The organism is Chitinophaga sp. (genome assembly GCF_019236475.1).
Classification (GTDB): domain Bacteria; phylum Bacteroidota; class Bacteroidia; order Chitinophagales; family Chitinophagaceae; genus Chitinophaga.
This window is the reverse complement of the sequence record NZ_JAFAIX010000013.1, coordinates 658,170-682,168: the sequence shown is the minus strand read 5'-3', so window position 1 is coordinate 682,168 and position 23,999 is coordinate 658,170. Positions and strand designations below refer to the sequence as shown.

Genomic DNA, 23,999 nt, shown 5'->3' with positions numbered 1-23,999 from the left:
CCCCTGCCACCAGGGCGGTGGCAGGAATCAAACTATCTCAAATATATTACTTTATCTGTGTTAGGAGATCAAGAACTTTCTCTCTTTTTAAAATCAGGTAACCGATTTTTTCTTTAGCGATACCATCTTTCAAGAGATAGGTAAAATGCAAATCATCTTCTATCACGGTGGATTCAAAATATTTGAATTGAATTTTCGATTCATTCTTCAATTCTTCTGCTACTTCATACAGATGCGTAGAAAGAATAAACAGACAGTTACTGGATTGCAGCAGTCCACGAATCACTGCCAGCGAGCAATTGCGGGCATCTTCCACATTGGTGCCTTTAAACATTTCATCAATCAGTACCAGCCAGTTTTTGCCGTTATTGATCTGTAAAATAGTATTCTTAATACGCTGTACTTCGTTGAAGAAATAGCTTTCTCCTTTGAAAATATTATCCTGCACCTGGATATTGCTGAAAATACCATGGAAGAAACTCAGTTCCATTTCTGCTGCGGGTACGCCCATACCGATGTGTGCAAGAAATACGGCTATCCCAACGGCACGGATAAACGTAGTTTTACCAGCCATATTAGCGCCGGTCAAGAACATGAAATTACTATCCCTGTCAAGGCCCATATCATACGCTACTGGCGTATCCAAGATCAGGTGATACAACTTTTTCGCTTTGATAACAGGCATCTCCGTGCCCAGGAAGGTGGGGAAGTGCAACTGATGGTGTTTCACGGCTTTTGCCATGGAGTAATATGCATCAAGTTGATAATATAGGGAGATGAGTTCTTGTATGACCTTCCGATTGCGCTTGCGAACATAGTTGTCGAATCGAAGAATATTGGCGGCATGCATTCTTCCGTCTGCATCTGCATCCAGGATAAGGGCAAAATCTGGTTGGTTGAGTAGACGTTGTGCTCTGTCCAGCAATACTTTCAGCGTTTTTGGCGCATGATCGGAATTGAATACCTGCACAAATTCCTTGAAACCACGCAGCAAATTCAATACTTCTGCAAAAGCGAACTTGATATGCTTAAAATCAGGTGCATAAACGGTTTTATGCAAGCCTGTTTGAATCCAGAGTCCAAGCCCTTCTGTGTTACTGATCGGCTCTATCTGGGCCTCCAGGAAGTTTTCCACCACTACGATGGTTCCGTTGGTAATAACAGATGGCCAGCTCTTTTCGAGACTCAGTATATATTTTAATGCTTCCTGTCGTTGTTGAATAGATACAAGGTCCTGCAGCGGTTTATTGAAAAGCTGACGTAGAAAATCCTTGCCTCCGGCTGTCATAGTAAAATCCAGCCTGCTAAACAGTGAATATTCTTCATCGCGATTGAAGATGGATAGGTCGTAATAGGATGTTTTGTCCAGTTGCATTGCAGGTCCTTTTTTAGTGAATATACGGATACGTAGGTTAGGATGCAAAGAAAGGAATATTCCATAAATATTTCACGCAGAGGGCGCAAAGGAGCAGAGACGCAGGAGATGGTAAATTGATAGTTTGGCTCGCAAAGCAGCAAAGATGCAGAGCAGCAAAGAAATAAATAAATATATTGTGTCAAACAACAAAACATAATCCTTTGCTGCTTTGCATCTTTGCTGCTTTGCGAGAAAAACTATTCGCGGTCAAATAACATCCGCATACCTTTAACGGATTCATCAAAACGGCCATTTTCATAGACCAGATGCCCGTTTACAAAGGTATGAGTAACGGAAGCCGGGAAGGTATGCCCTTCAAACGGACTCCAGCCGCATTTATAGTAAATATTTTGTTTTTCTACAGTAGCAGGTGCGTTCATGTCTACAATCACGCAGTCGGCATAATAGCCTTCACGCAGATAGCCTCTGTCTTTGATCTGGAAGCAGATGGCAGGTGCATGACTCATTTTTTCTACTACTTTCTCGATAGAAATCTTTCCTTGTTTTACATATTGCAGCATCAGCGGCAAACTATGTTGTACCAATGGCACACCAGATGGTGCTTGCAGGTAGGGGAGTTGTTTTTCTGCCCAAGTATGCGGTGCGTGATCTGTGGCAATGATATCTAATCTGTCGTCCAGTAATGCTTCCCACAGCCCGTCCCTGTTTTCAGGGGCTTTGATGGCAGGATTACATTTGATAAGATTACCGTATTGTGCGTAGTCATCTGCGGTGAAGTGGAGATGATGTACACATACTTCAGCAGTGATGCGCTTTTCAGCCAGTGGCATCATATTACCGAAGAGTTGTAATTCTCTAGCAGTGGATATATGAAGAATGTGCAAACGTGCATGGTGCTTCTGTGCAAACTGAATGGCTACCAGGGACGATTCAAAGCAAGCTTCCACATCGCGGATGAGTGGATGATCTGCTGCCGTGAGGGCATCTCCTTTGGCTTGTTTAAAGGCTTCCATATTCCGACGAATGATCTTCTCGTCTTCACAATGCGTAGCAATTAACAGCTCTGAATTGGAGAAAACTGTTTCGAGGGTGAGGTAGTTATCCACCAGCATATTACCGGTGGAAGAACCCATGAATATTTTTACGCCACAAACGCGATCTTTCTTGTCATTGGTTTTCAGAATCTCTTCCACATTATCATTTGCAGCACCCATGAAGAAAGAGTAGTTGGCCAACGCATGTTGACTGGCGATCTGGTATTTATCTTCCAGCAGTTCTTGTGTCAGGGCTGCAGGCTTGGTATTGGGCATTTCCATGAAACTGGTAGTCCCGCCGGCAACGGCTGCACGTGCTTCCGAATAAATAGTGGCTTTCTCTGTCAGACCGGGCTCACGGAAATGCACCTGATCGTCGATGACGCCGGGCAGTAAGTGTTTTCCTTCTCCGTTAATTTCTGTGTAATTGCCGTTGACAGTGATGTTGGGCGCGATTTTTTCAATGCGGTTATCCTTGATCAAAACATCCTGTACCGTGGTGCGCCCTTCATTTACCACGGATATATTCCTGATGACGTAGTTCTGCATGCTGCAAATATAGTCGCTTTTATCCTTCCAAATGGATGGAGAATACGATCATATGGGATTGCAGCTTATCGATCACATTGGAGTAGCGAAGATTCGGATCTTTTACCAACACATTCCCGATACCATTGCTCACTTTGAATTCCGGAGAGAAGATAAAGCTCTCAAAGTAAAACTCAAATCCAGCGCCTATTTCATAGCCATAATCGCTTTTTTTGATTTTGATCATCGACTCCGTTTTCTTGGCCCTGGCATTGGAAGCCAGATCAAAGTCGTATTTCATACCACCAATGGCATAAACACGCATATTCCCAATACGATCGGATTTGAATTTGATCTGTAGCGGAAAGCTGAGCAGGATGGATTCAATCTTTTTCTGAGTATCTGTTGGTTTGGGATATGTTTCCCGGTAATAGAGGTTTTTAGAAGCAAAAACCAGTTGCGGATTAAATCTAAGGTCAAAATGCTCCGTCAAACGGGCATTCGCCAATAACCCTAGGTTGAAACCGAATGTTTTCAAGGGTTCGGCCACCATAATAGAGTCATCAGCCAGGAAAGCCTGCGCATGAAGTAAACGGAAATTGGACTGGTTCGTAGCCAGTGAAATTCCGAAATAATAGGGTTTTGCATCGTGTTCCAGCATGTTCAGGTTTTGCTGTGCCTTCGCAGGCAAGAGCAAAGTCAGGAACATTCCCGTCAGCGCGAAGCGCAGTAGATGGAACATATGCCGAAAGTGAGCGTTTTGCATGTAACGGCCTGAAATCCAGAATTGGTTAAAATATTGCACATTTCTTCACCCTGAGGAAACGCTTTCACAGATTCAGGCAGATAGCTATATGCAGCTTCGCTTTTGGCTATCCACTTCCCGATCAGGGGTGTTATATAACGAAAATACAAATTATAAAATTGCTTAATAGGGAAAACTGTAGGGTTGGAAAATTCTAGGATCACTAATTTTCCGCCAGGTTTCAGTACCCTTTGCATTTCTCTGAGCCCCTGTTGCAGGTTTTCAAAGTTACGGACACCGAAGGCTACCGTTATGGCATCAAACGTCTTATCAGGAAAACTTATTGTCTCACTGTCGCCCAATTGCAGCGTAATCTTATCAGAAAGGCCCGCTTTCTGGATTTTCTCACGGCCATGGCTCAGCATCCCTTCAGAAATATCGATTCCCGTAATATGGTCCGGTTTCAGGCGTTTAGAGGCCATAATGGCAAAATCTCCAGTTCCTGTGGCCACATCCAACATCTTTTTAGGTTGGAGGGATTTCAGATAACCCAGCGCTTTTTTACGCCAGATGATATCGATTCCCATCGACATAAAATGGTTCAGGAAGTCATAGCGGAAAGCAATATCATCAAACATGGCTGCTATCTGCTTCTTCTTGCTTAATTTTGACTCCGAAAAGGGAACGATCTTCTCAACATTTAATTTTTCTGACATAGTTCGCAAAGTTAAAGAATTTGTATTCATATGACAGAATGAACAAAGCATTTATTATGGTTATCAAAACAGCAGAATATCTTATCAGTAGTCCGGATTGGGAAAAGTGTCCAAAGCCAAACCTGCCGGAATATGCATTTATAGGCCGGTCTAATGTGGGAAAGTCTTCCTTGATCAATTTGCTGGTGAATAATGAAAAACTGGCTAAAACTTCCGGTACTCCTGGTAAAACTGTACTGATTAACCACTTTCTCATCAACCAGTCGTGGTACCTGGTGGATCTTCCCGGTTATGGTTTTGCTAAAAGATCTATGTCCCAACGTAAACAATGGGAAAGAATGATCGAGGATTATCTGCGTAAGCGTCAGAACCTGGTGAATATCTTTGTGTTGATCGATAGCAGGCATTCTCCACAAAAAATCGATATCGATTTCATCAATCAGTTGGGCGAATGGGAAGTACCATTCAGCATTGTTTTCACCAAAGCGGATAAGAGCACACAGGCGGAAGTAAGCAAGAATGTGAAGGCTTTCCTGAATAAAATGAGGGAAACCTGGCAATTCCTGCCACCGCACTTTGTTACGTCTACAGTAAAGAAAAGCGGAAGAGATGCGATCCTGGGTTATATCGAGGAGTTAAACGCGCAGTTCCGGGCTATTGCTTAGCGCAATTGATGGGGGAAGGATAGCTGACCGGTGCAGGATACCGCATCGGTACTTATTGAAGGAGGTATAACATTACGTAGCTTAGTTGACTACCTTATTGGCGCAACTGCTACTGGCAAAGGCCTCTGGCTTGGCTTTGAAGGCAAATCCCATTCCGAGGATATAGCCCATTGCTTCGTGTAAAGCCTGATTGCTCTTAAACTGAGGATTCGTATTGATGTCTGCATGTACTTCCATGTCTACATCATATTCTGTAAACAGGTCGCATAATTCATAAGCAATCTCAATACTTTTGGCTACTTCAATCAGCATACGTTCTTTGATCGTATAGCATTCTTTCGTTTTATCATTGTGGATAAACATAAACCCACCATGACCTTCGCGAAGAAACACGATAACAGTGGCAAATTCCGTGTCCAGGCCTTTCACCTGCGAATCCGTACCAATGCATACTTTCAAACGAAAGCCTTTGGCGGTTTCACGGATGATGGCCTGGCGGACCTCCTCCTTGACGGGAATGGAAATGAGCTCTCCATTAAATCTTCTCCATTGCATAAAATGTATATTAAAGGGTGAACAAGCGGTGTTAGTATAGTAGTCTCGTGAGATGACAGCCAATCAAGTTCTATATAGCCTATCTATGGGTTAACGTACCGAATATACGAAATGACGTCGGTTAAAAAGCGCAGGTAGAAGGATTTAAGGAAAAAATATCAGGCAGTTTAATACTGCCCTGTACTCAATAATACCAATGTACAAGCCTCCTGTGGCTGAATGCCGTTCTTTATTGCCAATGCTTTCAATGCTTCATTTTCGGTACCTGGATTGAAAATAATTCGCTTAGGATGCAATTGCAGGATATAATCATAATAACTTTCCTGCAGTTTTGGATTCAAGTATAAAGTAACTGTATCCACATTTTCCAGTGCTGGATGTTCCGTGATGACCCGTGTCTCCCCAATATTTGCTTCCCTATTACCAATCGCTACAACCGGATGACCATGTGCAGTGAGCCTACTCACCGCTAAATAGCTGTAGCGTTCAGGATTAGGAGAGGCGCCAAGTACTACTGTCAATTTCTTATCTGTTTCCATACATTAAATTTACAAAATTCAGAACAAGTGCCAGGCTTTCCGCGGCATACGGTCCAGTATATCCGCTATAGCAGTATCCAACTGAGGATAATTAAACTGGTAGCCATGTTGCAGCGCCCTGGTAGGTAATACCCACCTGCTCTTTAATAATAGCTCAGTTTCTGTGCCAATCAATGCAGCACCTACCTCCAACAGCCAGGCTGGCGCAGGCAACCCGACAACATGACCGGCTTGCTGCCTCAGGGTACGCATAAAAACAGTATTCGTTACCGGGTTAGGAGCAGCGCAGATAAACACACCATCTAATGTTGGCTGTCCTGCCAACCAGTCTATCATCCCAGCAACATCTGCTACATGCACCCAAGAATATCGCTGCTTGCCACTTCCCTGATGCCCGCCCAGTCCCCATTTCATGAGATTGCAATACGGCTGCATCACGCCTCCTTGCTGCCAACCCAGACTCACAGCAATACGCAGTATAACTTTTCGTGTATGCGGTAACGTTATATCATTGAATGTTTTTTCCCATAGCTTGCAAACGCGTACAGAAAAATCATCGGCTATTTCTCCTGTAAATTCATCCATGGGCCTGTCTTCCGCATGCCTGTAAATCGTCGCAGATGCGGCATTTACCCACAATTTCGGTGGATGTTGCAACTGCTGTACCGCCTGTCCTAATGCTTTTGTGGAAAAGCTTCTACTGTCGAATATTTCCTGCTGATTGGCGGGTGTATACCTGCAATTCACACTGCGTCCGCTGAGATTTACGAGTACGTCTGTATGTTCCAATTCAGCGGCCCAATTGCCTACTGTTTTCCCATCCCAAGGTACCCATGTGGCGTTTACATCCGTGGCAGGCGCTGTTCTTGAAAGTATAACAATTTGATTATCAGTGCCCCAAAGTTCTGTCAGACTCCTTCCCAGGAATCCAGTGCCGCCGGCGATGACTATTTTTTTGTTTTTCATGATTGTAGTATTGTAAATTCGGAAATTTCAGAAAATATTGAAAGAATACTGCAAAAAAAATTACTTGATGAGTTTCAGCAGGCTGCTGTAGAACCAGGATTCTTCTGATTTAATAAAGGCGCTGATAGTGCGGTCAGTTTGTTGGGCAAACTTGTTAATATTCTGAATGGAATCTTTAAAAGCCTTCAGTTCTTTGTCTTTAGGGTCGCCTTCTGCCTGCTGCAATTGTTGCAGTACTTTCATGATGGGATCCAGCTCGCGCTTCTTGCGCTCGCGGGCAATATATGTGGCTACTTTCCAGATATCTTTCTCGGCTACAAAAAACTCCTTTCTTTCACCAGGAATCAATACACGTTCCACCAAGCCCCAATTGATGAGCTCGCGTACGTTCATATTAGTATTACCACGGGAAATATTCAGTTCTGCCATGATATCATCGGCGCTCAACGGGTCAGGTTTCACCAGCAATAACGCGTGGATCTGGGCCATAGTACGGTTAATACCCCACTGTGCACCGAGTGATCCCCAAGTTTGAATAAACTGCGCTTTTGCTTCTTCCAGATTCATTTGCAGGTTCTTTTTTGTTGCGTTTGTTGTATATAGGTTGCAGGCAAATGTAAACCAAGTTTTTGAACTTTCAAAAGTTAATGAAAAAATATAGAATAGGGTATTTTTAGTTTTGGATTTCCGCCCGCCGGGCGGAAATCCAAAACAGTTGCAGATCATTGCCCACCAGTTATCGAAGTTCCGACCTACGGGCAGAGGGAAATCCCTACCCCATCATCCAACTTCCGCCCGTCAGGGCGGAAGTTGGATGCCGCTCAAACTGACAGCGAAGCTGTCAGTTTCTAAAATCCGCTACTAGCATCACAAAAAACAAAACGGCTGCGTATCCAATACGCAGCCGTTTATATATAAGGTAGTTAATCTCCGATTACACCAGCATAGTCACTGGATTCTCCAGGTAACCTTTCAGGGTAGCCATGAAACGCGCACCTACAGCACCATCCACACTTCTGTGGTCGCAACTGAGGGTCAGTTTCATAATATTAGCAATCTTCACCTGACCTTTCTCTACGATAGCAGTTTCTTTGATACCACCAACAGCCAGGATAGCAGAATCCGGAGGATTGATGATAGCAGTGAACTCGTCTATACCCAGCATACCCAGGTTAGAGATAGTGAAAGTATTGCCAGAGAAATCCTGTGGTTGCAGTTTCTTGTTTTTAGCTTTGTCGTACAGACCTTTCGCTTCACCAGCAATCTGGCTCAGGGATTTCTGATCTGCAAAACGGATAACAGGGACAATCAGACCGTCTTCAATAGCCACGGCAGAACCGATATGCACATGATGGTTATGACGGATGAAATCGCCCATCCAGCTTGCATTTACATCAGGATGTTGTTTCAGTGCCAGGGCAGAAGCCTTGATCACCATATCGTTGAAGGAGATCTTAACAGGAGATACTTCGTTGATAGCTTTACGCGCTTCCATCGCTTTATCCATGTTAACATCGATCTTCAGGTAGAAGTGAGGTGCAGTGAATTTGCTTTCGCTCAGACGTTTTGCAATCACTTTACGCATCTGTGACAGCGGCGTATCAGTGAAGCTTTCCTGACCAGCAACATAAGCAGCGGCAGCAGGAGCAGCAGCACCGGTAGTTGCAGCAGCAGCAGGAGCAGCAGATGGTTTGAAGTTATCCACATCCGCTTTGATTACACGACCACCATCACCGGTGCCTGGAATCTGGCTGATATCAATACCTTTTTCAGCAGCTACTTTTTTAGCCAGTGGAGACGCTTTCACACGACCGTCAGCAGATACGGCAGCAACAGGAGCAGCAGTAGTTGCGGCAACTGGAGCAGGAGTACCGTTAGCGGTAGGAGCAGCAGCGGCAGGTGCAGCAGTGCCACCACCATTTTCTGCAGCCAGAATAGCATCTACATTAGTGCCTGGCTTACCAACGATGGCTATAATACCATTTACTTTGGCAGCATCACCTTCTTTCACACCAACATATAATAAAGTACCGTCAGCATAACCGATAACTTCCATCGTGGCTTTATCAGTTTCTACTTCTGCCAGTACATCATCACTTTTAACAACGTCACCTACTTTTTTATTCCAGGCAACTATTTTACCTTCTGTCATGGTATCGCTCAACAGCGGCATACGGATAACAGTAGCATTTTTCAGCGCTTCTTTAACTGCGGCATCATCAGCAGCAGAAACAGCAGGAGCGGCGGCCGGAGCTGGCGCTGGTGCCGGTGCGGCTTCTTTCGCTGGAGCAGCAGCACTACTTCCACCTTCCAGTAAGCCTTTATAATCTTCGCCTGGTTTACCCACAATGGCTATGATTGCATTTACCTTCGCTGCTTTCCCTTTCTCAACACCAATGTACAACAGGGTTCCTTCTACATAACCCATTACTTCCATCGTTGCTTTGTCCGTTTCCACTTCAGCAATAACATCGTCTGCTTTTACGGTATCGCCCACCTTTTTATGCCATTCCGCAATCACCCCTTCCGTCATTGTATCACTCAAAAGGGGCATTCTGATAACTTCTGCCATAGTGTTTATTCAAAATTTTGTTCAAACCTACATGATTTTGCGCAAAAACGCAAAGAAGGAATTTCAAACTGTTTAAAAATATCTATAGTTTCTAAATATAATATTATACATGACCATCCCGGATTTCTAGAAATCCAGTTCCATGTTCAAACGGTCCTTTAATTCTTTTACCAACGGATACTGTTCACTCATCTGCTGGAACTGTTCCCTACTGGATAATGGTGCTGGCCCCAGATCTTGGGTCTGCTGACTCTCATCCAACTGTAAAGTCAATATGATAGCGGGATTGTTGAATTTTTGCTTGAAGAACTCGGAAATAACTAGCTTCTCTTCTTCCATGAAACGGAACTGTACAATGTTCCTACTCACAATGCCTATTTCCTCCGTTGCCAATATTTTCAGATTGGCCAACTGCAGATTACTAACTACCGTCATTTTGTTGGCCTGACGATATTGGTCAATGAATTCCTCCCAGTATACTTCTATCGCGCCAGCGGTGAGCGGTTTCACTTGCTGGGTAACTGTCGTCTGCTGTTTGGCTGCCAATGCCTCTTTCATCGCTGCCAGTCCTGTCAGTTTACCCCCGCCAGATGAAGCTGGAGCAGGATTAGGAGTGGCTGCAGTAGGCGTTGGCGTTGGAGCCGGTGCAGGAGTAGGAGCTGGTGTTGGTGTTGGAACAGGCGCTGCAACAGGAGGTACTGGTGCGGCCTGTTGTACGGGTGGCTGTACCGGTGCTGGTGGTTCTACTTTCATAGTAGGAGCAGCTACCGGCCCTTCCGGTTGTATAGTGGCAACTGTGGCGGGTTTCTCCGTGATGCTTTTGGCGGTTACCGGCTGTGCGGCCGGCGCGCGAAGCTTCTGCGGCGTACTGCCATCAGGTACTAATTTTTTTTTTGTTACCTCTCCGGTATTATCATCGCTGACGAGGGTTACGGCCTGTTGCAGGAAGCAAAGTTTAATCAATGCCATCTCCACATGCAGGCGCTTATTACGTGCAAGGCGGTAATTAATCTCGGTTTCATTCAGGAGGTTCAATGCCGATATCAGGTAAGCGGGACTCACCTTTCCGGCCAGTTGCTTATACCTGTCTTTCAGATTACCGGATACTTCCACCAGGTGCATGGCTTTCTCTTCCTTGCACAGCAAGAGGTTGCGGAGGAATTCCGCCCAGCCTCCCAGGAAGTTATCACCTTCAAATCCTTTCTGCAATATTTCATCGAATAGCAGCAGTGCAGCCGCTACATCCTGGCTCAATACATGATCCATTACCCGGAAGTAATAGTCGTAATCCAAGATATTCAAGTGCTCCAGGGTATTTTGATATGTGAGATGACCAGCCGTAAAGCTGACAATCTTATCCAATGTACTAAGGGAATCACGCATACAACCGTCGGTTTTCTGCGCTACTAAGTGCAATGCGTCTGCCTCTGCCTCAATATTTTCTTTCCGACAGATTTCTTGCAGATGATCTACCGTATCCTGTATGGTGATGCGTTTAAAATCGAAGATCTGACAGCGACTCAAAATCGTTGGCAGGATTTTATGCTTTTCCGTGGTGGCTAGGATGAATATCGCATAGGAGGGCGGCTCTTCCAGTGTTTTCAGGAAGGCATTGAATGCCGAAGAACTCAACATGTGCACCTCGTCTATGATATAGATCTTATATTTTCCTGCCTGTGGTGCAAAACGTACCTGTTCTACCAGGGTACGGATATCGTCTACCGAGTTGTTGGATGCAGCATCCAGCTCGTGTATATTAAAGGAACTACCCTCATTGAAGGATTTACAAGAGTGACATTCATTACATGCTTCCCCATCTGGCTGGAGATTTTCACAGTTGATGGTCTTCGCCAGGATACGGGCACAGGTGGTTTTTCCCACCCCCCTTGGTCCACAGAAGAGAAATGCATGCGCTAACTGATGATTGCGGATGGCATTTTTAAGCGTGGTGGTTATATGTGCTTGTCCTACTACTGTTGAAAAGTTTTGTGGACGGTATTTACGGGCTGAAACGATAAAATTCTCCATAGACTGCTACGCATTCGCGAGCGCCGAAAATACGAATAACATTCCGAGATTTATTTTTTTGCGCGCGTCGAAGTTGATATTATATTATTATCAATTGTTTATGCAGATGCAAATTTAATTATTTATGGTGTACTTGTGGTCGATCTGAAGGATTAATTCCAGGTAAGTTTTTTTCTTCAGGATGATACAATTGTTCAAGTATTCCATCAGGGAATTGCTGATATCATGCAGATCCTTGATACTGGCATAATCAGGAATGCCGTCTTTGACAAAGTTGCAGTCATGTTCCCTGAAATGGTTGATTTTTTCCGAAATATCAGGAGGTAGGTTGCTTCTGATGAAGGGGTGGGAAATCACATGGAGCAATAGTTTCCGGAACTCCTGGGCATCATCGGAGAGCGCCTCAAAGAAGGGGAGGGCTGTTTCTATCGTATAGCCGCTGTTACTAAAAATAATACTGATACTGTGGATAACGCGGATAACCAAATCGCTCAGTCGGATAGCATCTCGCTGGTAATGCAATATCATTTGATAGTTATCCACCATTTCCCTAGCCATTGCCGGGTCTAGTGCCAAGGCCTGGGTGTAGTGATATCTACAGGCCAGGATATCGTTGGCCGCCAGCCATTGTTGCTCGTTTTCCACTTGCATGAGGAGTCGCTGTGCGAGCCGCCCTGCTTTGTTGGCCCGATACCGCTTCCCGTCAAATTCAAACTGGGGCGTTTGCAACTGCTGCATAGCGATGGCCTGTAAGGTTTCTGTATCCTGGTAATCCCGATAATAGGTACGCATACGTAACACGACATCCGGATGATATAGCGTCCCAAAGCTGACCTGGGAGAGTTCCCCAGAGGTCATTGGCCGTAGGAGGGTGATATCTGTATGGGTGAAAGCTCTGTTATCGTAGTAATCATTAAAGGCTTTTGGGTATTCGTATATACGGTGTCTTTGCTCCAAATCTTGGATGTATTCTTTGGCGGATATCCAGTTGCATTCATAGGTTTCCATTGTCAGTACATCGTAAACCCTGGCGGTAACTTGTTCTTGGAGGGCTTCCGGGTTGCTAAACAGTTGCCAGGCACTGTTCTGTACCTGTTCCTTCTGAATGGCTGCCTGCTTGAATCGCTGTATCCTGGCATCGGTGGTAGGCTGTATGGCCCAGTCGGTCCGCAATTGTACCCTGCTTCTCAGATGTACTTTATTACATGGGCCAGCCACTATTGGCAGTCCTTCATTATCCAGACTGGCATAGCTCTGCATGGTATAATACCCGATGAGATTACGTTGTACCTGGTAAATATTTAGGAAACGACGCTTCTCTTCATATAGCTCAGGTACCTTGTGCATACAATGATCCATGCAGTAACTGCCAATATCTGCGCGACGAATGGCGCTTAAGGCGGCGGCAGTACCAGCGGCATGAACAGCAATATCATCTGCCTGAAGGGCTATTTCCCGACTCACCTGCTGATAGGCTTTGTGGATAAGTCGGTAGACACGCCGCAGGAGCGATTGTATACCACTGATAATCGTACAGGTAATATGTATGAAGAATCCAGGAATGCTGCCACTATGGCGATGATGGGAGAGGTCGTTCCAGCCGTCGTTCTCATACAGCATCTGGTGCAGCATTTTATTAGTGCTGTAGATATAACTGCCTAGTTGCATGCTACCACCTGAAAAATGCCCCAACTCATGTGCTAATAGCATTCGGAATTCACTGATATTGACACTATTCACCAGCCCCAATCCAATTTCCAGGTTTTTCCTGACAGGCCAGAATAAATGGAAAAAACTGGAATGATAGAACAACGCTGTATTCATATCCGGTACTACAAATACCTTCTTTGGAAACCGGACGCGCGTCTCCCTAACTAGCTGTTGTAAAAATGCTAGTAACCCCGGATGATCCTTAGGATCAATTTCTGTGCGATATGGATTGACAGATTTATTGCGATGAAGCAGGAATTTCGCTAGAAAATACAGGATACTACAACCCAGCATGATGAGAGCTATTCCCGGAATGGCCGACCATACGGTGCCGTAATAGTGCATAAGCATTACTCCGCCTGCAATGCAACTTGCTGCAAGCCCAATCGCAGTGAATACTAATACCACGTACAGAAACAGAAACAAAATGATATAGCCCAACACTTTTATCAATTGCTGCCTTACGGTAAACGTGGTTGCAGGGATCGCAGTCGTATCAATCCTGTGATCCGGTTTCAAGTTGGTCATAACAATTCATCACGTTAAATACGATTGTTACCGAATTAGGGATTTATTTAAAGACACAATTCCCGACCTAAATGTTGACAAAAAAGCGCCCCATATGAGTGTATGGGTGGGCGTAATGTAATGCTGTAAAGGATTTGCAGGAAATATTGGGTTGGATATTTTTTTATTTTATGCGTTGATTTTTTTAAAATAAAGCTCAAATAAAAAGCATCAGTATTATGTAAGATAACATATTACTGATGCTTTTATATATAAATAAAAGTTATTTGTTACTCCAATATCGGATGACGCTCAAATGGGGCATTCGGGTCAAACATATGCCGGTAGGTAGTCAACCTACGGGTAGGCGTTGCACCGAGATTCTCTGCCACATTGATCATTTTAGGGTTGAAATCACCGATCCACTGCATCTCATAATCATCATAATCAGATTTGTATTGGATAACATTAGCCCCTTCAATGATCAGGTAGGCATCTGCCCCTTTACCCTGCCATTCTGGAACAATCCCAAACAGGATGCCCACAAACTTCTTACAGCCACCCGTCATCCTCATCCAAAGAAATCGCAGTTTCTGTAGTAATCCGAATTGGCCATTGAAATGCTTTAAATATTGGTTCAGGTCAGGCAGATTTAACCAGCAGCCCACAGGTTCGTTGTCGTAATAAATAAACCAGGCGAGCTTTTCGTCCAACAGCGGTTTCATTTGCTTGAATATAGCGTAGGCCTGGGCCTCGTTCATATCCTTACCACCGGCATGTTTTGCCCATGCTTTGTTATAGACGGTACAAAAATCATGTGCATAACGTTTCAGGTCATTTTTCCTGATATGTTCTGAATGGAACTTCGGATCTTTTGCAATGGCCGCATGACGGGTGAAAAACTTCTCCTGGAGCTGGTCGCTTACTTTCATACCATAGCATATCTGGTTAAAAAAGAGGCGAAAACCATAGGTTTCCAGCAACTGCTTGTAATAAGGTGGGTTGAAGTTCATGCCATACAGGGGTTCATGAAAACCCTCTGTGAGTAAGCCCCACCAGTTATTACGCTCCCCGAAATTGATAGGGCCGTCCATAGCGCCCATCCCTCTTTGCTCTAACCAATTTTTGACGGTATCCAGCAACAGATTAGCTGCCTGCTGATCATTGATACAGTCAAAAAATCCCATTCCACCTACTTTGCAGGTGTCGCCTTTGTTCTTATATTTTTTGTTGACAAAAGCAGCAATTCTGCCTATCAGCTTTCCGTTATTATCCTTCAATATCCAGCGGATACATTCGCCGTGTCTGAATGCCTTGTTATGGGCAGCATCAAATACTGCGTTAATATCCTTATCCAGCGGACGTATCCAACCCGGAACGCCTTTGTTTAGCTGTACATGAACATCCAGAAACTGCCTTGCTTTTATGTCGTTATCAACAATTATCAATTCCATAGGAATATTTGTGCAAATGTAATAAAAATGCTATCTGTGACCGTTGTTGGGCTACTGGCATCATTTTTTCAGGATGATACCAATATGAAACAACAGTATATTATACCCTCCGTACTGCTGCTGCTCACCATGTTGCTGAGTTTAGGTTATTGTCAGCAGCAAAAACATGTGAGAAGGATCCTCGCTGAAAACGAACGACTGCACAATGAAAACCGCGACCTGAGAAAGAGTCTCGAACAATCAGGGTTGATAGCCCAACAGATTTCAGATCGCAAAGATATGCAGCAGCGAGTAAATGCCCAATTTGTTGACAGACGTGTTTACTTCCGTAAAAACTGGCAACAATTTATCACCGTATCTGTCAACGATTACCGTACCGGCCTGTTTGGAGGGATCAAGGATTTGAACATCACTGTCCGGAACCAAACGGATTATCCGCTGGAAAATGTGGTCGTGTCTCTCCAATATCTCAAAAACAATAATGAGGTTTTCAAAACAGAGCAATATACGATTAATAGTATTCCTGCCCAGGGGCAGCAATCCCTCGCCGCTTCCAATAGCCGCAAAGGCAGCAAGGCAGTGGTCAAACTATTGAGTATTACTAGCCAGGCGATGAACTTCTGCTGGTCTGTGGATAAGGTGGCTACTCCTGGTAACCCGGACCCATATGCCTGTGTTCCTGCTTCATCTCCGTCTCAGAATCAGTAACTTCGGGGTATGATACAGTTACAACAAAGTACGCATCCTTCCACCGATGTGAAGGTCTTATATGATGAGGCTTTTCCCTTGGCGGAACGTCGTCCGTGGCCAGCTCAGCTTCGGTTACTGGCGGAAAGAAAACTGCAATTAGTGGAACTTAGGAAGGAAGGGCAGTTTGCAGGGTTTGTCTTCTACTGGTCACTGCCATCATTTTCCTTTATCGAATATATTGCGATTGCACCTGCGGCTAGAGGCGGCGGCGCCGGTACGTATGTCATGCAGCTCATGGCGGATAAATTAGGTCCTATTGTGCTCGAAGTAGAGCCGCCAGATACGGAACAGGCAATACGGAGAATTCATTTCTATGAGCGACTCGGATATCAGACTTTCCCAGATCCCTATGAGCAACCGCCGCACCATCCGGGACATGGTGGATTACCACTTCGGCTGATGTACCTGCATCTCCCTACAGATCTACAATTCAAGGATATTAAACAAACACTTTACAAAGAAGTATACCAGGTGACATAAAAAAAGATCCGCATTACGCGGATCTTTTTTTATGCATTATTGAGATTGACCTAGTCTCGTCTTGGGCGGTCGCCGCCATTGTTGTTATCCCTTGAAGGCTGCGGCTGTTGCTGTTGTTGACGCATCACACGTTCCGGCCTTTGCTGTTGCTGTTGTTGCTGTTGTTGACGTTGCATCTGTTGTTGTTGAGCCCTTTGCTGTTGTACCTGTTGTTGTTGGATACGCTGTTGTTGTTGCTGTTGGTCCCTTTGTATACGTTGCTGCTGTTGGATCTGTTGCTGTTGCTGTTGTTGCTGCTGTTGTTGTTGGATACGCTGTTGTTGCATCTGCTGTTCCCTTTGTATACGTTGCTGTTGGATCTGTTGTTGTTGCTGTTGCTGCTGTTGTTGTTGCTGTATCCTTTGCTGTTGTTGGATTTGCTGTTGTTGCTGTTGATCTCTTTGTATACGCTGTTGCTGTTGTTGTTGAATCTGTTGCTGTTGTTGAATTTGTTGCTGTTGTTGTTGCTGTTGAATCTGATCCCTGTTGATACGATTGCCCTGATTAGTATTTCCGTTAATAGGCTGGTAATTATTGCCTGGTTCAACGCGGGAAGGTCTGTTGCTATTATTTCCCGGATAGACGTTACCGTTATTATTGCCTGGTACTACACGACCACCATTGTTATTGTTATTTACCGGGTTATTGTTGTTGCCTGGAGTTACTCTGCCACCGTTGTTATTATTATTGAAACGGTTAACATCCTGTTCCCGACCACGTTGCAGGGCGGTAGCATCCGGGCGGTAGATTCTCATCTGATTATTGTTTACAGAACTTGCACCTGGTGTATTGGTGTTGGAAATTCTTACCGGTCTGATATTAGAAGCCGCTACTGGTCCGCGATTGATCCTGTTGTTGTTATAAATAGTGGTGTTGTTAATGACAGTGGTATTATTGATAATAGTGGTATTCCGACTGTTATCAATGTAATAGTTGCGGATATGTGGACTATTGATATACTGTCTGTTGACGAATACCCAGTTAGCAGAAATAGCAATTCCGCCACCAGGGCTCATTGGTGCCCATCCGTAATAGTCGCCGCCGGATCTCCAGTCAACCCATGCAGGGGCCCAGTCGTATCCAGGAACCCACATCCAGCCGTACATTCTGTCGAACATCCAACGACCGTAGTGGAATGGAGCCCAGCCCCATGAATAATCGGAAGCCCATGTCCAGCCATAATCTGTATATACCCAGTGCCCACCGGAAGAATAAGGTTGGAAATCTGGACCCGCATTAGGTATCCATACTTGGCTATAGCCTGGGTAACTGGTCCAACGACCATAAGGACTTAAGGCATCATAGAAAGATACGGAACCACTTACCTGTAAATTTGACCCATATCCGCTGTTATAATCACCAGATGCATAGTAGGTACTGGCGCAGCTAGTCAGGAACATGGATATGGTAAGAACCGGGATAAGTGAACTTTTTATAAACATTTTCATACTCCTGTTTTTATGATTGTCGCTGTAATTTAGACGGCGAAAATGGGGTAAGGTCTAAAAGGCAGTGTCTAATCTTTTTATAGAATTTTGTTAAAGTTCTGCTAATGCATTTTTAGGGTTTAGCATTGCTCTAAAACAGTAATTGCAAAAAGAAGACCAATTTTTTATTGTGACTTTAGTGAGATGAATGTCAGCTTGTTACAGCCGATTTTTTGTTCGAATATTTAATTTCATAGTTATTAAGTTAAAATAACATTTCTATCAATTTAAGCGATGTATTAATATTGCGCCATGATCGAATTTTTCAGCATACAGCATATCTTTTTCACGGCATTGGGATATGAAGTCAGTTACATTGAATTTATAGGAACATTGACCGGCTTATTATGTGTATGGCTGGCGGCGCGGGATCATATTCTGACCTGGCCGATAGGTTTGATTAATGTAGCTTGTTTTTTTGTGCTTTTCTGGCAATTGCAGCTATATGCAGATATGTTTCTGCAGATCTATTTCTTTGCCACGGGCGTATATGGCTGGATATTCTGGTTTAGGAAACAACCTGAAAATGAACCGATTTATGCCCTGAAAGTAGCTACCAGGTGGTTATTGGGGATACTCGCATTCGTACTCACATTCTGTACTGGATTTGTGATTGCTAACCTACATAACTGGTTCCCGACTGTATTTGAACATCCTGCCGCCTATCCTTATACCGATTCATTTGTAGCAGTACTGAGCATATTTGCCAATATCTTGTTGGCAAAGCGTATCTGGGAAAATTGGCTGTTGTGGGTAACAGTAGACGTGGTGGCCACTGCAATTTATTTTCAGAAAAATGTGCGCTTCCTGGGTGTGGAATATTTCATTTTACTCATCATAGCAACGATGGGATTGATAAAGTGGGTAAAGACTTACCAAAAACAAATCAGCTAAATATTTCCGTCATTCTTAAACCTTCTATTTTATGTCAACCTTTACCCGCAAGGACCTAAAGTGTCTGTTGCTAGCCTGTTGCTGTATTTTCCTATTGATGTTTGGTTTGCGATTGTTGTATGGTTATTTGTATACCCCCGCTAATTATGAAGGCGGTGAATCTCGTGGCATGTTCAACTTTGGCAGGGGCCATAGGAACTATGCTTCTGCATCGTATAAGGTAAAAGATATGGGTGTTGCTACCAAAGCTGGACCCGCCGCCCCTATGGATATGGGAGAGGTGCGTGCTATTGCCAGTCAGAAGTATGAAAAAATTGCCCGTGTAGAAACAAAAACCACCAATTATACGCAGGATGAAGCTTCGGTCTATCAGTTGATTGACAGTTCAGGATCTGTCATTCAGTTTGAAAACAAAACAGGTAATCCTGGTTCCAGGAGTATGCAGTTGTTGGTGGGCGTAGTGCCGGAAAAGTTTGATTCTTTTTACCAGGCCGTACAGCGTGTAGGCGTTGTCGTAGTACGCGAAGTGACCAAAACAGACAAAACCAACGAGTATAGTAAACTCAATGCCCAAAAGGTTTCCCTGGAAAAATCATTGGCCTCTCTCAATGAATTAAAGAAACAGCCAGGGAAAATAGAAGATTTCATCTCCTTACATAACAAAATTTATGATATAGAAACATCCCTGCAAAACCTGGGCGTAGAGCTGGGAAGCTTTGATTCCGTAAATGAATTCTGTACCGTTCAGTTATATCTGTACGAATCGAAGAAACCCGTTGCAAATACCATCCATTTCACTACTCGCTTGGTTAGGGCATTGGAATGGACGATAAAGTATTATGCCATTTTCATAGTGTCTGTTGCGGCTACATTGGTCGGTTCCATTGTACTACTGCAGATTATAGTAATATTCAGGCGATTGATGAATAAAGTCTAATAGAACAAAAAGGATATCTCAAAAGTGGGCAGTTACAAAACAAATTTGCCCAAAGGAATAAAGGCTGAAATCTTCTGCCTATAAAGAAGCGGGATTGACGTCGCAGACGTCAATCCCGCTTCTTTTATACTTTATATTCACCTACCACTTCTCCATCATCGCGGAGCATGGTGAGTACCAATTGTTGTTGATCCGCCTTCACTTTAATCAGTGTGCGTTTACCATCTTTGGGGCCTCCTCCGATAATCATCGGATAGTTATGTTTGCCTTGTTCTGGCGGATGTACGCCATAGGTATGCGTATGGCCGCAGATCAGGATATCAATTTTGTATTTATTGAATAAGCCGCCGAAAAGGTCTCGGCAATGCACCGTGCCATGCCATTCTCCACCATGGTAGTGGGGAATATGCATCATGACCACTTTGTGTTTAGCTTTTTTATAGGCAGGAGATTGTAATTGTTTTTCTAACCATGCCGCTTGTTCTTGGCGATAGGTGTCGAAATCCACGATGCCGGCATACACAGGGTGGGTATCTTCTTTGTCTTCACCTGTGTCTAGTACGATGGCAAAAACAGGTCCCCAGGTGAAGGAGAAATAGTTGTTTCTGCCGGGGTTTTCGAAATACTGGTGCCATTCGCGGGCGTATTTACCGCGGGTTTCGTGGTTGCCGCGCACGTATAAGAATGGTGTTTGGGTGGAGAAGGTATCGCCGCAGGCGGTAAGCATATGATTAATGATCTGTTGTTCATCCGCTTGATAGTCGAATACATCCCCATTGAAGAACACGAAATCGTATGGAGAGGGGCCATTGAGTTTCATCAGATGAGGGATGGACTCCGGACGATCATGGATATCATTGATAATCACCCAGGAAACTTCTTTTGACTGCGGATTGGGTGCAGTGAAGGCATAAGTATCGCTGGTGATGGTTTCGCCATAGGTAAGTTTATAAGGTTGGAAGTCCGTTATTTCTTTAGAGAAGACTTTATAAGTATATTTTTTTCCTGGTTCCAGGTGATCCAATGCAATTTTATGTAGGCGGTTATTGGCGTCTACGAGTCCGTGGTGAACGGAATGTGCTTTGCTGGCTGGTTTACCTTCTTCTGCATATTCCACCCAGCTATAGGAGGGCTTGGCGGTGAGCCACATCACAGAGATGGTATCTGGGGCGGGATATTGGAGATAAGGTTTACAAAGGAACCGGTGGGTATTTGTTTGATCTGTTGGGGCCAGGCTGGCGGCGCTGGCGATGGATGGTATGCCGGTGAGTCCAAGCAGTCCGGCTTTGGAGAGGTTGCCGAGGAATTTCCTACGGGATTGTTCACTGTTTGTTTTCATATTGTGTTATTATATAATACTATAAGGGAAAGAGCAAAATACAGTACTGGGTGGTATGATTTGGGAAATATTTTATGAGTGGAGGAGGGTGATTTGGATAAATTTTTGGGGAGAAGTTATGAATTAATTTATTTAATAATATTATAGGTTTGATGGTCAATTGAGGGGAGAATGGTTGAGTATAATTGTAAAAGGCTATGAAAAAGCCGATTTAAACCTATATTTTTACAAGGTCGTGTTTTGATTTTCATGCATTTCCTCTTACCTTTGCGCCAAATTTTGGAAACTAAAGCAACGAGTTTTGGTTTTTGAGGAAATAACTTTTAGTATTTTATAAACCTCTTTAGAAATATGCCTAACACAGGTAAGATCAAACAAATTATCGGTCCCGTGGTGGACGTGCACTTTGAAAACAAATTGCCCGAAATCTACAACGCATTGGAAATCACCCGCGAAAACGGTCAGAAAGTAGTATTGGAAGTACAACAGCACCTGGGTGAGGATAGCGTTCGTTGCGTAGCGATGGACTCCACTGACGGTATGGTTCGCGGAATGGAAGTTGTGGATAAAGGCGCGCCTATTAAAATGCCAATTGGTGACCAGGTTAAAGGACGTTTGTTCAATGTGGTAGGTGAAGCGATCGACGGTCTGGGTCAGATTGACACTTCCAATGGTTATTCCATCCACCGTCAGCCTCCTAAATTTGAGGAACTGGCTACTGAAACAGAAGTACTGTTCACAGGTATTAAAGTAATCGATCTGATCGAGCCATATGCAAAAGGTGGTAAAATCGGTTTGTTCGGTGGTGCCGGTGTGGGTAAAACTGTATTGATTCAGGAGCTGATCAACAACATTGCGAAAGCACACGAAGGTTTGTCCGTATTTGCTGGTGTGGGTGAGCGTACACGTGAAGGTAATGACCTGATGCGTGAGATGATCGAAGCGAACATCGTGAGATATGGTGATAAATTTAAAGAATCCATGGAGCATGGTGACTGGGATGTTACCGCTGTGGATAAAGAATTGCTGAAAAACTCCCAAGCTACTTTCGTGTTTGGACAGATGAACGAGCCTCCAGGTGCGCGTGCACGTGTGGCATTATCTGGTCTTACACTGGCAGAATATTTCCGTGATGGAGATGGCTCTGCAGGTGGTGGTCGTGATATCCTGTTCTTCGTTGATAACATCTTCCGTTTCACCCAGGCTGGTTCTGAGGTATCCGCACTGTTAGGTCGTATGCCTTCTGCGGTAGGTTACCAACCAACCCTGGCTACTGAGATGGGTCTGATGCAAGAGCGTATCACATCTACCAAAAACGGTTCTATCACTTCCGTACAGGCAGTTTACGTACCTGCGGATGACTTGACTGACCCTGCTCCAGCTACAACCTTCTCTCACTTGGATGCTACCACCGTATTGGATCGTAAGATTTCCGATCTTGGTATCTACCCTGCTGTGAGCCCGCTGGATTCTACTTCTCGTATCCTGACTCCTGCTATCGTAGGTGAAGCGCATTATAACTGTGCTCAACGTGTGAAAATGATTCTGCAACGCTATAAAGAGCTGCAAGATATCATCGCGATCCTGGGTATGGACGAATTGAGCGACGAAGACAAACAGACAGTTGCTCGTGCACGTCGTGTACAACGTTTCTTGTCTCAGCCATTCCACGTAGCAGAACAGTTCACCGGTCTGAAAGGTGTACTGGTACCAATCGAAGAGACTATCCGTGGTTTCAATATGATCATGGACGGTGAAGTAGATGAGTATCCAGAAGCTGCGTTCAACCTGGTAGGTAACATCGATGATGCTATCGCAAAAGGTAAGAAATTACTGGAACAAGCTAAATAATTATAGCTGATAATCCCCGCCACAGCGGGGATTATACAATATATTTAACCATTTACGATTATTCTCATGCTATTAGAAGTATTAACACCGGAAAGAAAGTTATACTCAGGTGAGGTGTACGGCGTACAACTCCCAGGTATCGACGGTTCTTTTGAAATACTGGATAAACATGCGCCGATCATTGCTGCGCTCGGAAATGGTAACATGAAAGTGCTGAAGGATAAAACGCATGCTGAATTCTTTACGATCAGCGGCGGTTTCGTAGAAGTTTTACGCAATAAAGCCACTGTGTTGGTTGAAGGCGCCACAGCACTGGAGAAGAAATAATACCACCAGTTGACATAATTTACTAGGCCGGGTAAGAATACCCGGCCTTTCTTTTGTCCTAACTATTCCAATCTTAGAAGAAACCCGCCAATAGCAAGATTACTCCGCGGGACTCCAACACCCCGCCTTCGGAAATACAACGGTAACGGCTATACGAAATAGTCGCCATAGCATTCCCTCCAACGGGGCAGCCCTTTTAAAGGCTGTGTATTATTACCTAATGAATTTGCTGATACTGATTGTGTTTGCTGTTAATAAATGGTATGCAGGTAAATGCACGACAATGCGCGTCGCCAGAGAAGGAGCACTACTTTTCCATGTTAATATTTTCGCCTTCATAGGAATTGGTATTCGGTTTTTCTTTACCTGAAACGGGTAACAACGCGCTCTTACACTTGATTCTTACTTTAGCAAGATATTTAATTTGTTTTAAAAAATCATATATATTCCTGTTCATTTTTATAGACATTATACACTCGCTACTGTAGAATACAGATA

The 23,999-nt window shown here is 44.2% G+C and carries 21 protein-coding genes; 7 read left to right on the top strand and 14 right to left on the bottom strand.

Going from position 1 to position 23,999, the window contains the following annotated elements; all coding sequences use genetic code 11:
* Positions 1-46 precede the first annotated feature (46 nt).
* The 4 genes from JO154_RS24780 to ubiE all read right to left on the bottom strand — a co-directional run bounded on the left by JO154_RS24780 (position 47) and on the right by ubiE (position 4,401).
* The gene (locus JO154_RS24780) at positions 47-1,375 is read right to left on the bottom strand and encodes a DNA mismatch repair protein MutS (RefSeq protein WP_291951306.1); all 1,329 of its coding nucleotides are present in this window, start codon (positions 1,373-1,375) and stop codon (positions 47-49) included.
* Positions 1,376-1,614: 239 nt separating this feature from the next.
* On the bottom strand, positions 1,615-2,961 hold the full coding sequence (locus tag JO154_RS24775; protein ID WP_291951303.1) for a dihydroorotase: 1,347 nt from the start codon (positions 2,959-2,961) through the stop codon (positions 1,615-1,617).
* A 19-nt stretch (positions 2,962-2,980) separates the two neighbouring features.
* Positions 2,981-3,682 carry a porin family protein gene (locus tag JO154_RS24770; RefSeq protein WP_291951300.1) on the bottom strand — a complete coding sequence of 234 codons (702 nt, stop codon included), beginning with the start codon at positions 3,680-3,682 and terminating at the stop codon, positions 2,981-2,983.
* Positions 3,655-4,401 carry a bifunctional demethylmenaquinone methyltransferase/2-methoxy-6-polyprenyl-1,4-benzoquinol methylase UbiE gene (ubiE, locus tag JO154_RS24765; protein ID WP_291951297.1) on the bottom strand — a complete coding sequence of 249 codons (747 nt, stop codon included), beginning with the start codon at positions 4,399-4,401 and terminating at the stop codon, positions 3,655-3,657. The genes JO154_RS24770 and ubiE overlap by 28 nt, the downstream gene beginning before the upstream one ends.
* Positions 4,402-4,457: 56 nt before the next feature.
* Between ubiE and yihA the strand changes: the two genes are divergently transcribed.
* A complete protein-coding gene (gene yihA, locus JO154_RS24760; RefSeq protein WP_291951294.1) occupies positions 4,458-5,066 on the top strand; it encodes a ribosome biogenesis GTP-binding protein YihA/YsxC in 609 nt (202 codons plus the stop codon).
* Between the two features lie 81 nt (positions 5,067-5,147).
* Here the strand turns inward: yihA and JO154_RS24755 are convergent, their stop codons facing one another.
* From JO154_RS24755 to JO154_RS24720, 8 genes are all read right to left on the bottom strand, one after another.
* The gene (locus JO154_RS24755) at positions 5,148-5,621 is read right to left on the bottom strand and encodes a ribonuclease H-like YkuK family protein (RefSeq protein WP_291951291.1); all 474 of its coding nucleotides are present in this window, start codon (positions 5,619-5,621) and stop codon (positions 5,148-5,150) included.
* 167 nt (positions 5,622-5,788) lie between these two features.
* Positions 5,789-6,160, bottom strand: coding sequence for a CoA-binding protein (locus JO154_RS24750; RefSeq protein ID WP_291951288.1), 372 nt, complete (start codon positions 6,158-6,160; stop codon positions 5,789-5,791).
* An 18-nt stretch (positions 6,161-6,178) separates the two neighbouring features.
* Complete coding sequence (locus JO154_RS24745; protein ID WP_291951284.1) at positions 6,179-7,126, bottom strand: TIGR01777 family oxidoreductase; 948 nt, start codon at positions 7,124-7,126, stop codon at positions 6,179-6,181.
* Positions 7,127-7,186: 60 nt separating this feature from the next.
* Entirely contained in the window at positions 7,187-7,693 is a 507-nt protein-coding gene (locus tag JO154_RS24740; RefSeq protein WP_111595254.1) for a MarR family transcriptional regulator, read from the bottom strand.
* Positions 7,694-8,060: 367 nt separating this feature from the next.
* Entirely contained in the window at positions 8,061-9,698 is a 1,638-nt protein-coding gene (locus JO154_RS24735) for a pyruvate dehydrogenase complex dihydrolipoamide acetyltransferase (RefSeq protein WP_291951276.1), read from the bottom strand.
* Positions 9,699-9,824: 126 nt separating this feature from the next.
* The gene (locus JO154_RS24730) at positions 9,825-11,726 is read right to left on the bottom strand and encodes a DNA polymerase III subunit gamma/tau (RefSeq protein WP_291951273.1); all 1,902 of its coding nucleotides are present in this window, start codon (positions 11,724-11,726) and stop codon (positions 9,825-9,827) included.
* Positions 11,727-11,840: 114 nt separating this feature from the next.
* Complete coding sequence (locus JO154_RS24725; protein WP_291951270.1) at positions 11,841-13,964, bottom strand: M48 family metalloprotease; 2,124 nt, start codon at positions 13,962-13,964, stop codon at positions 11,841-11,843.
* 269 nt (positions 13,965-14,233) lie between these two features.
* A complete protein-coding gene (locus JO154_RS24720; RefSeq protein ID WP_291951266.1) occupies positions 14,234-15,397 on the bottom strand; it encodes a hypothetical protein in 1,164 nt (387 codons plus the stop codon).
* 27 nt (positions 15,398-15,424) lie between these two features.
* On the opposite strand from JO154_RS24720, the gene JO154_RS24715 reads away from it, so the two are divergent.
* Together JO154_RS24715 and JO154_RS24710 are read left to right on the top strand one after the other, a co-directional pair.
* On the top strand, positions 15,425-16,105 hold the full coding sequence (locus JO154_RS24715; RefSeq protein ID WP_291951263.1) for a hypothetical protein: 681 nt from the start codon (positions 15,425-15,427) through the stop codon (positions 16,103-16,105).
* 9 nt (positions 16,106-16,114) lie between these two features.
* A complete protein-coding gene (locus JO154_RS24710) occupies positions 16,115-16,627 on the top strand; it encodes a GNAT family N-acetyltransferase (protein WP_291951261.1) in 513 nt (170 codons plus the stop codon).
* Between the two features lie 50 nt (positions 16,628-16,677).
* On the opposite strand, the gene JO154_RS24705 is transcribed toward JO154_RS24710, so the two are convergent.
* A complete protein-coding gene (locus tag JO154_RS24705) occupies positions 16,678-18,114 on the bottom strand; it encodes a DUF6600 domain-containing protein (RefSeq protein WP_291951258.1) in 1,437 nt (478 codons plus the stop codon).
* A 291-nt stretch (positions 18,115-18,405) separates the two neighbouring features.
* On the opposite strand from JO154_RS24705, the gene pnuC reads away from it, so the two are divergent.
* Positions 18,406-19,047, top strand: coding sequence for a nicotinamide riboside transporter PnuC (gene pnuC / locus JO154_RS24700; RefSeq protein ID WP_291951256.1), 642 nt, complete (start codon positions 18,406-18,408; stop codon positions 19,045-19,047).
* A gap of 31 nt (positions 19,048-19,078) precedes the next feature.
* On the top strand, positions 19,079-19,984 hold the full coding sequence (locus tag JO154_RS24695) for a DUF4349 domain-containing protein (protein WP_291951254.1): 906 nt from the start codon (positions 19,079-19,081) through the stop codon (positions 19,982-19,984).
* A gap of 124 nt (positions 19,985-20,108) precedes the next feature.
* Here the strand turns inward: JO154_RS24695 and JO154_RS24690 are convergent, their stop codons facing one another.
* The gene (locus tag JO154_RS24690; RefSeq protein WP_291951251.1) at positions 20,109-21,323 is read right to left on the bottom strand and encodes an FN3 domain-containing metallophosphoesterase family protein; all 1,215 of its coding nucleotides are present in this window, start codon (positions 21,321-21,323) and stop codon (positions 20,109-20,111) included.
* A gap of 351 nt (positions 21,324-21,674) precedes the next feature.
* Here JO154_RS24690 and atpD point away from each other — a divergent pair, with 351 nt between their 5' ends.
* Both atpD and atpC read left to right on the top strand, forming a co-directional pair.
* Positions 21,675-23,174, top strand: a complete 1,500-nt coding sequence (gene atpD / locus JO154_RS24685) for a F0F1 ATP synthase subunit beta (protein ID WP_291951248.1) — start codon at positions 21,675-21,677, stop codon at positions 23,172-23,174.
* A gap of 66 nt (positions 23,175-23,240) precedes the next feature.
* On the top strand, positions 23,241-23,501 hold the full coding sequence (gene atpC / locus JO154_RS24680; protein ID WP_291951245.1) for an ATP synthase F1 subunit epsilon: 261 nt from the start codon (positions 23,241-23,243) through the stop codon (positions 23,499-23,501).
* The last annotated feature ends 498 nt before the right edge of the window (positions 23,502-23,999 follow it).

Bases quoted from the DNA above. Each gene is read 5' to 3' on its own strand.
- JO154_RS24725 (WP_291951270.1), bottom strand. From the start codon at position 13,964: ATGACCAACTTGAAACCGGATCACAGGATTGATACGACTGCGATCCCT.
- JO154_RS24710 (WP_291951261.1), top strand. From the start codon at position 16,115: ATGATACAGTTACAACAAAGTACGCATCCTTCCACCGATGTGAAGGTC.
- atpD (WP_291951248.1), top strand. From the start codon at position 21,675: ATGCCTAACACAGGTAAGATCAAACAAATTATCGGTCCCGTGGTGGAC.
- JO154_RS24730 (WP_291951273.1), bottom strand. From the start codon at position 11,726: ATGGAGAATTTTATCGTTTCAGCCCGTAAATACCGTCCACAAAACTTT.
- atpC (WP_291951245.1), top strand. From the start codon at position 23,241: ATGCTATTAGAAGTATTAACACCGGAAAGAAAGTTATACTCAGGTGAG.
- JO154_RS24715 (WP_291951263.1), top strand. From the start codon at position 15,425: ATGCTATCTGTGACCGTTGTTGGGCTACTGGCATCATTTTTTCAGGAT.
- JO154_RS24705 (WP_291951258.1), bottom strand. From the start codon at position 18,114: ATGAAAATGTTTATAAAAAGTTCACTTATCCCGGTTCTTACCATATCC.
- JO154_RS24695 (WP_291951254.1), top strand. From the start codon at position 19,079: ATGTCAACCTTTACCCGCAAGGACCTAAAGTGTCTGTTGCTAGCCTGT.
- JO154_RS24750 (WP_291951288.1), bottom strand. From the start codon at position 6,160: ATGGAAACAGATAAGAAATTGACAGTAGTACTTGGCGCCTCTCCTAAT.
- JO154_RS24780 (WP_291951306.1), bottom strand. From the start codon at position 1,375: ATGCAACTGGACAAAACATCCTATTACGACCTATCCATCTTCAATCGC.
- JO154_RS24735 (WP_291951276.1), bottom strand. From the start codon at position 9,698: ATGGCAGAAGTTATCAGAATGCCCCTTTTGAGTGATACAATGACGGAA.
- JO154_RS24690 (WP_291951251.1), bottom strand. From the start codon at position 21,323: ATGAAAACAAACAGTGAACAATCCCGTAGGAAATTCCTCGGCAACCTC.
- JO154_RS24755 (WP_291951291.1), bottom strand. From the start codon at position 5,621: ATGCAATGGAGAAGATTTAATGGAGAGCTCATTTCCATTCCCGTCAAG.
- JO154_RS24775 (WP_291951303.1), bottom strand. From the start codon at position 2,961: ATGCAGAACTACGTCATCAGGAATATATCCGTGGTAAATGAAGGGCGC.
- ubiE (WP_291951297.1), bottom strand. From the start codon at position 4,401: ATGTCAGAAAAATTAAATGTTGAGAAGATCGTTCCCTTTTCGGAGTCA.
- pnuC (WP_291951256.1), top strand. From the start codon at position 18,406: ATGATCGAATTTTTCAGCATACAGCATATCTTTTTCACGGCATTGGGA.
- JO154_RS24720 (WP_291951266.1), bottom strand. From the start codon at position 15,397: ATGGAATTGATAATTGTTGATAACGACATAAAAGCAAGGCAGTTTCTG.
- JO154_RS24740 (WP_111595254.1), bottom strand. From the start codon at position 7,693: ATGAATCTGGAAGAAGCAAAAGCGCAGTTTATTCAAACTTGGGGATCA.
- yihA (WP_291951294.1), top strand. From the start codon at position 4,458: ATGGTTATCAAAACAGCAGAATATCTTATCAGTAGTCCGGATTGGGAA.
- JO154_RS24745 (WP_291951284.1), bottom strand. From the start codon at position 7,126: ATGAAAAACAAAAAAATAGTCATCGCCGGCGGCACTGGATTCCTGGGA.
- JO154_RS24770 (WP_291951300.1), bottom strand. From the start codon at position 3,682: ATGTTCCATCTACTGCGCTTCGCGCTGACGGGAATGTTCCTGACTTTG.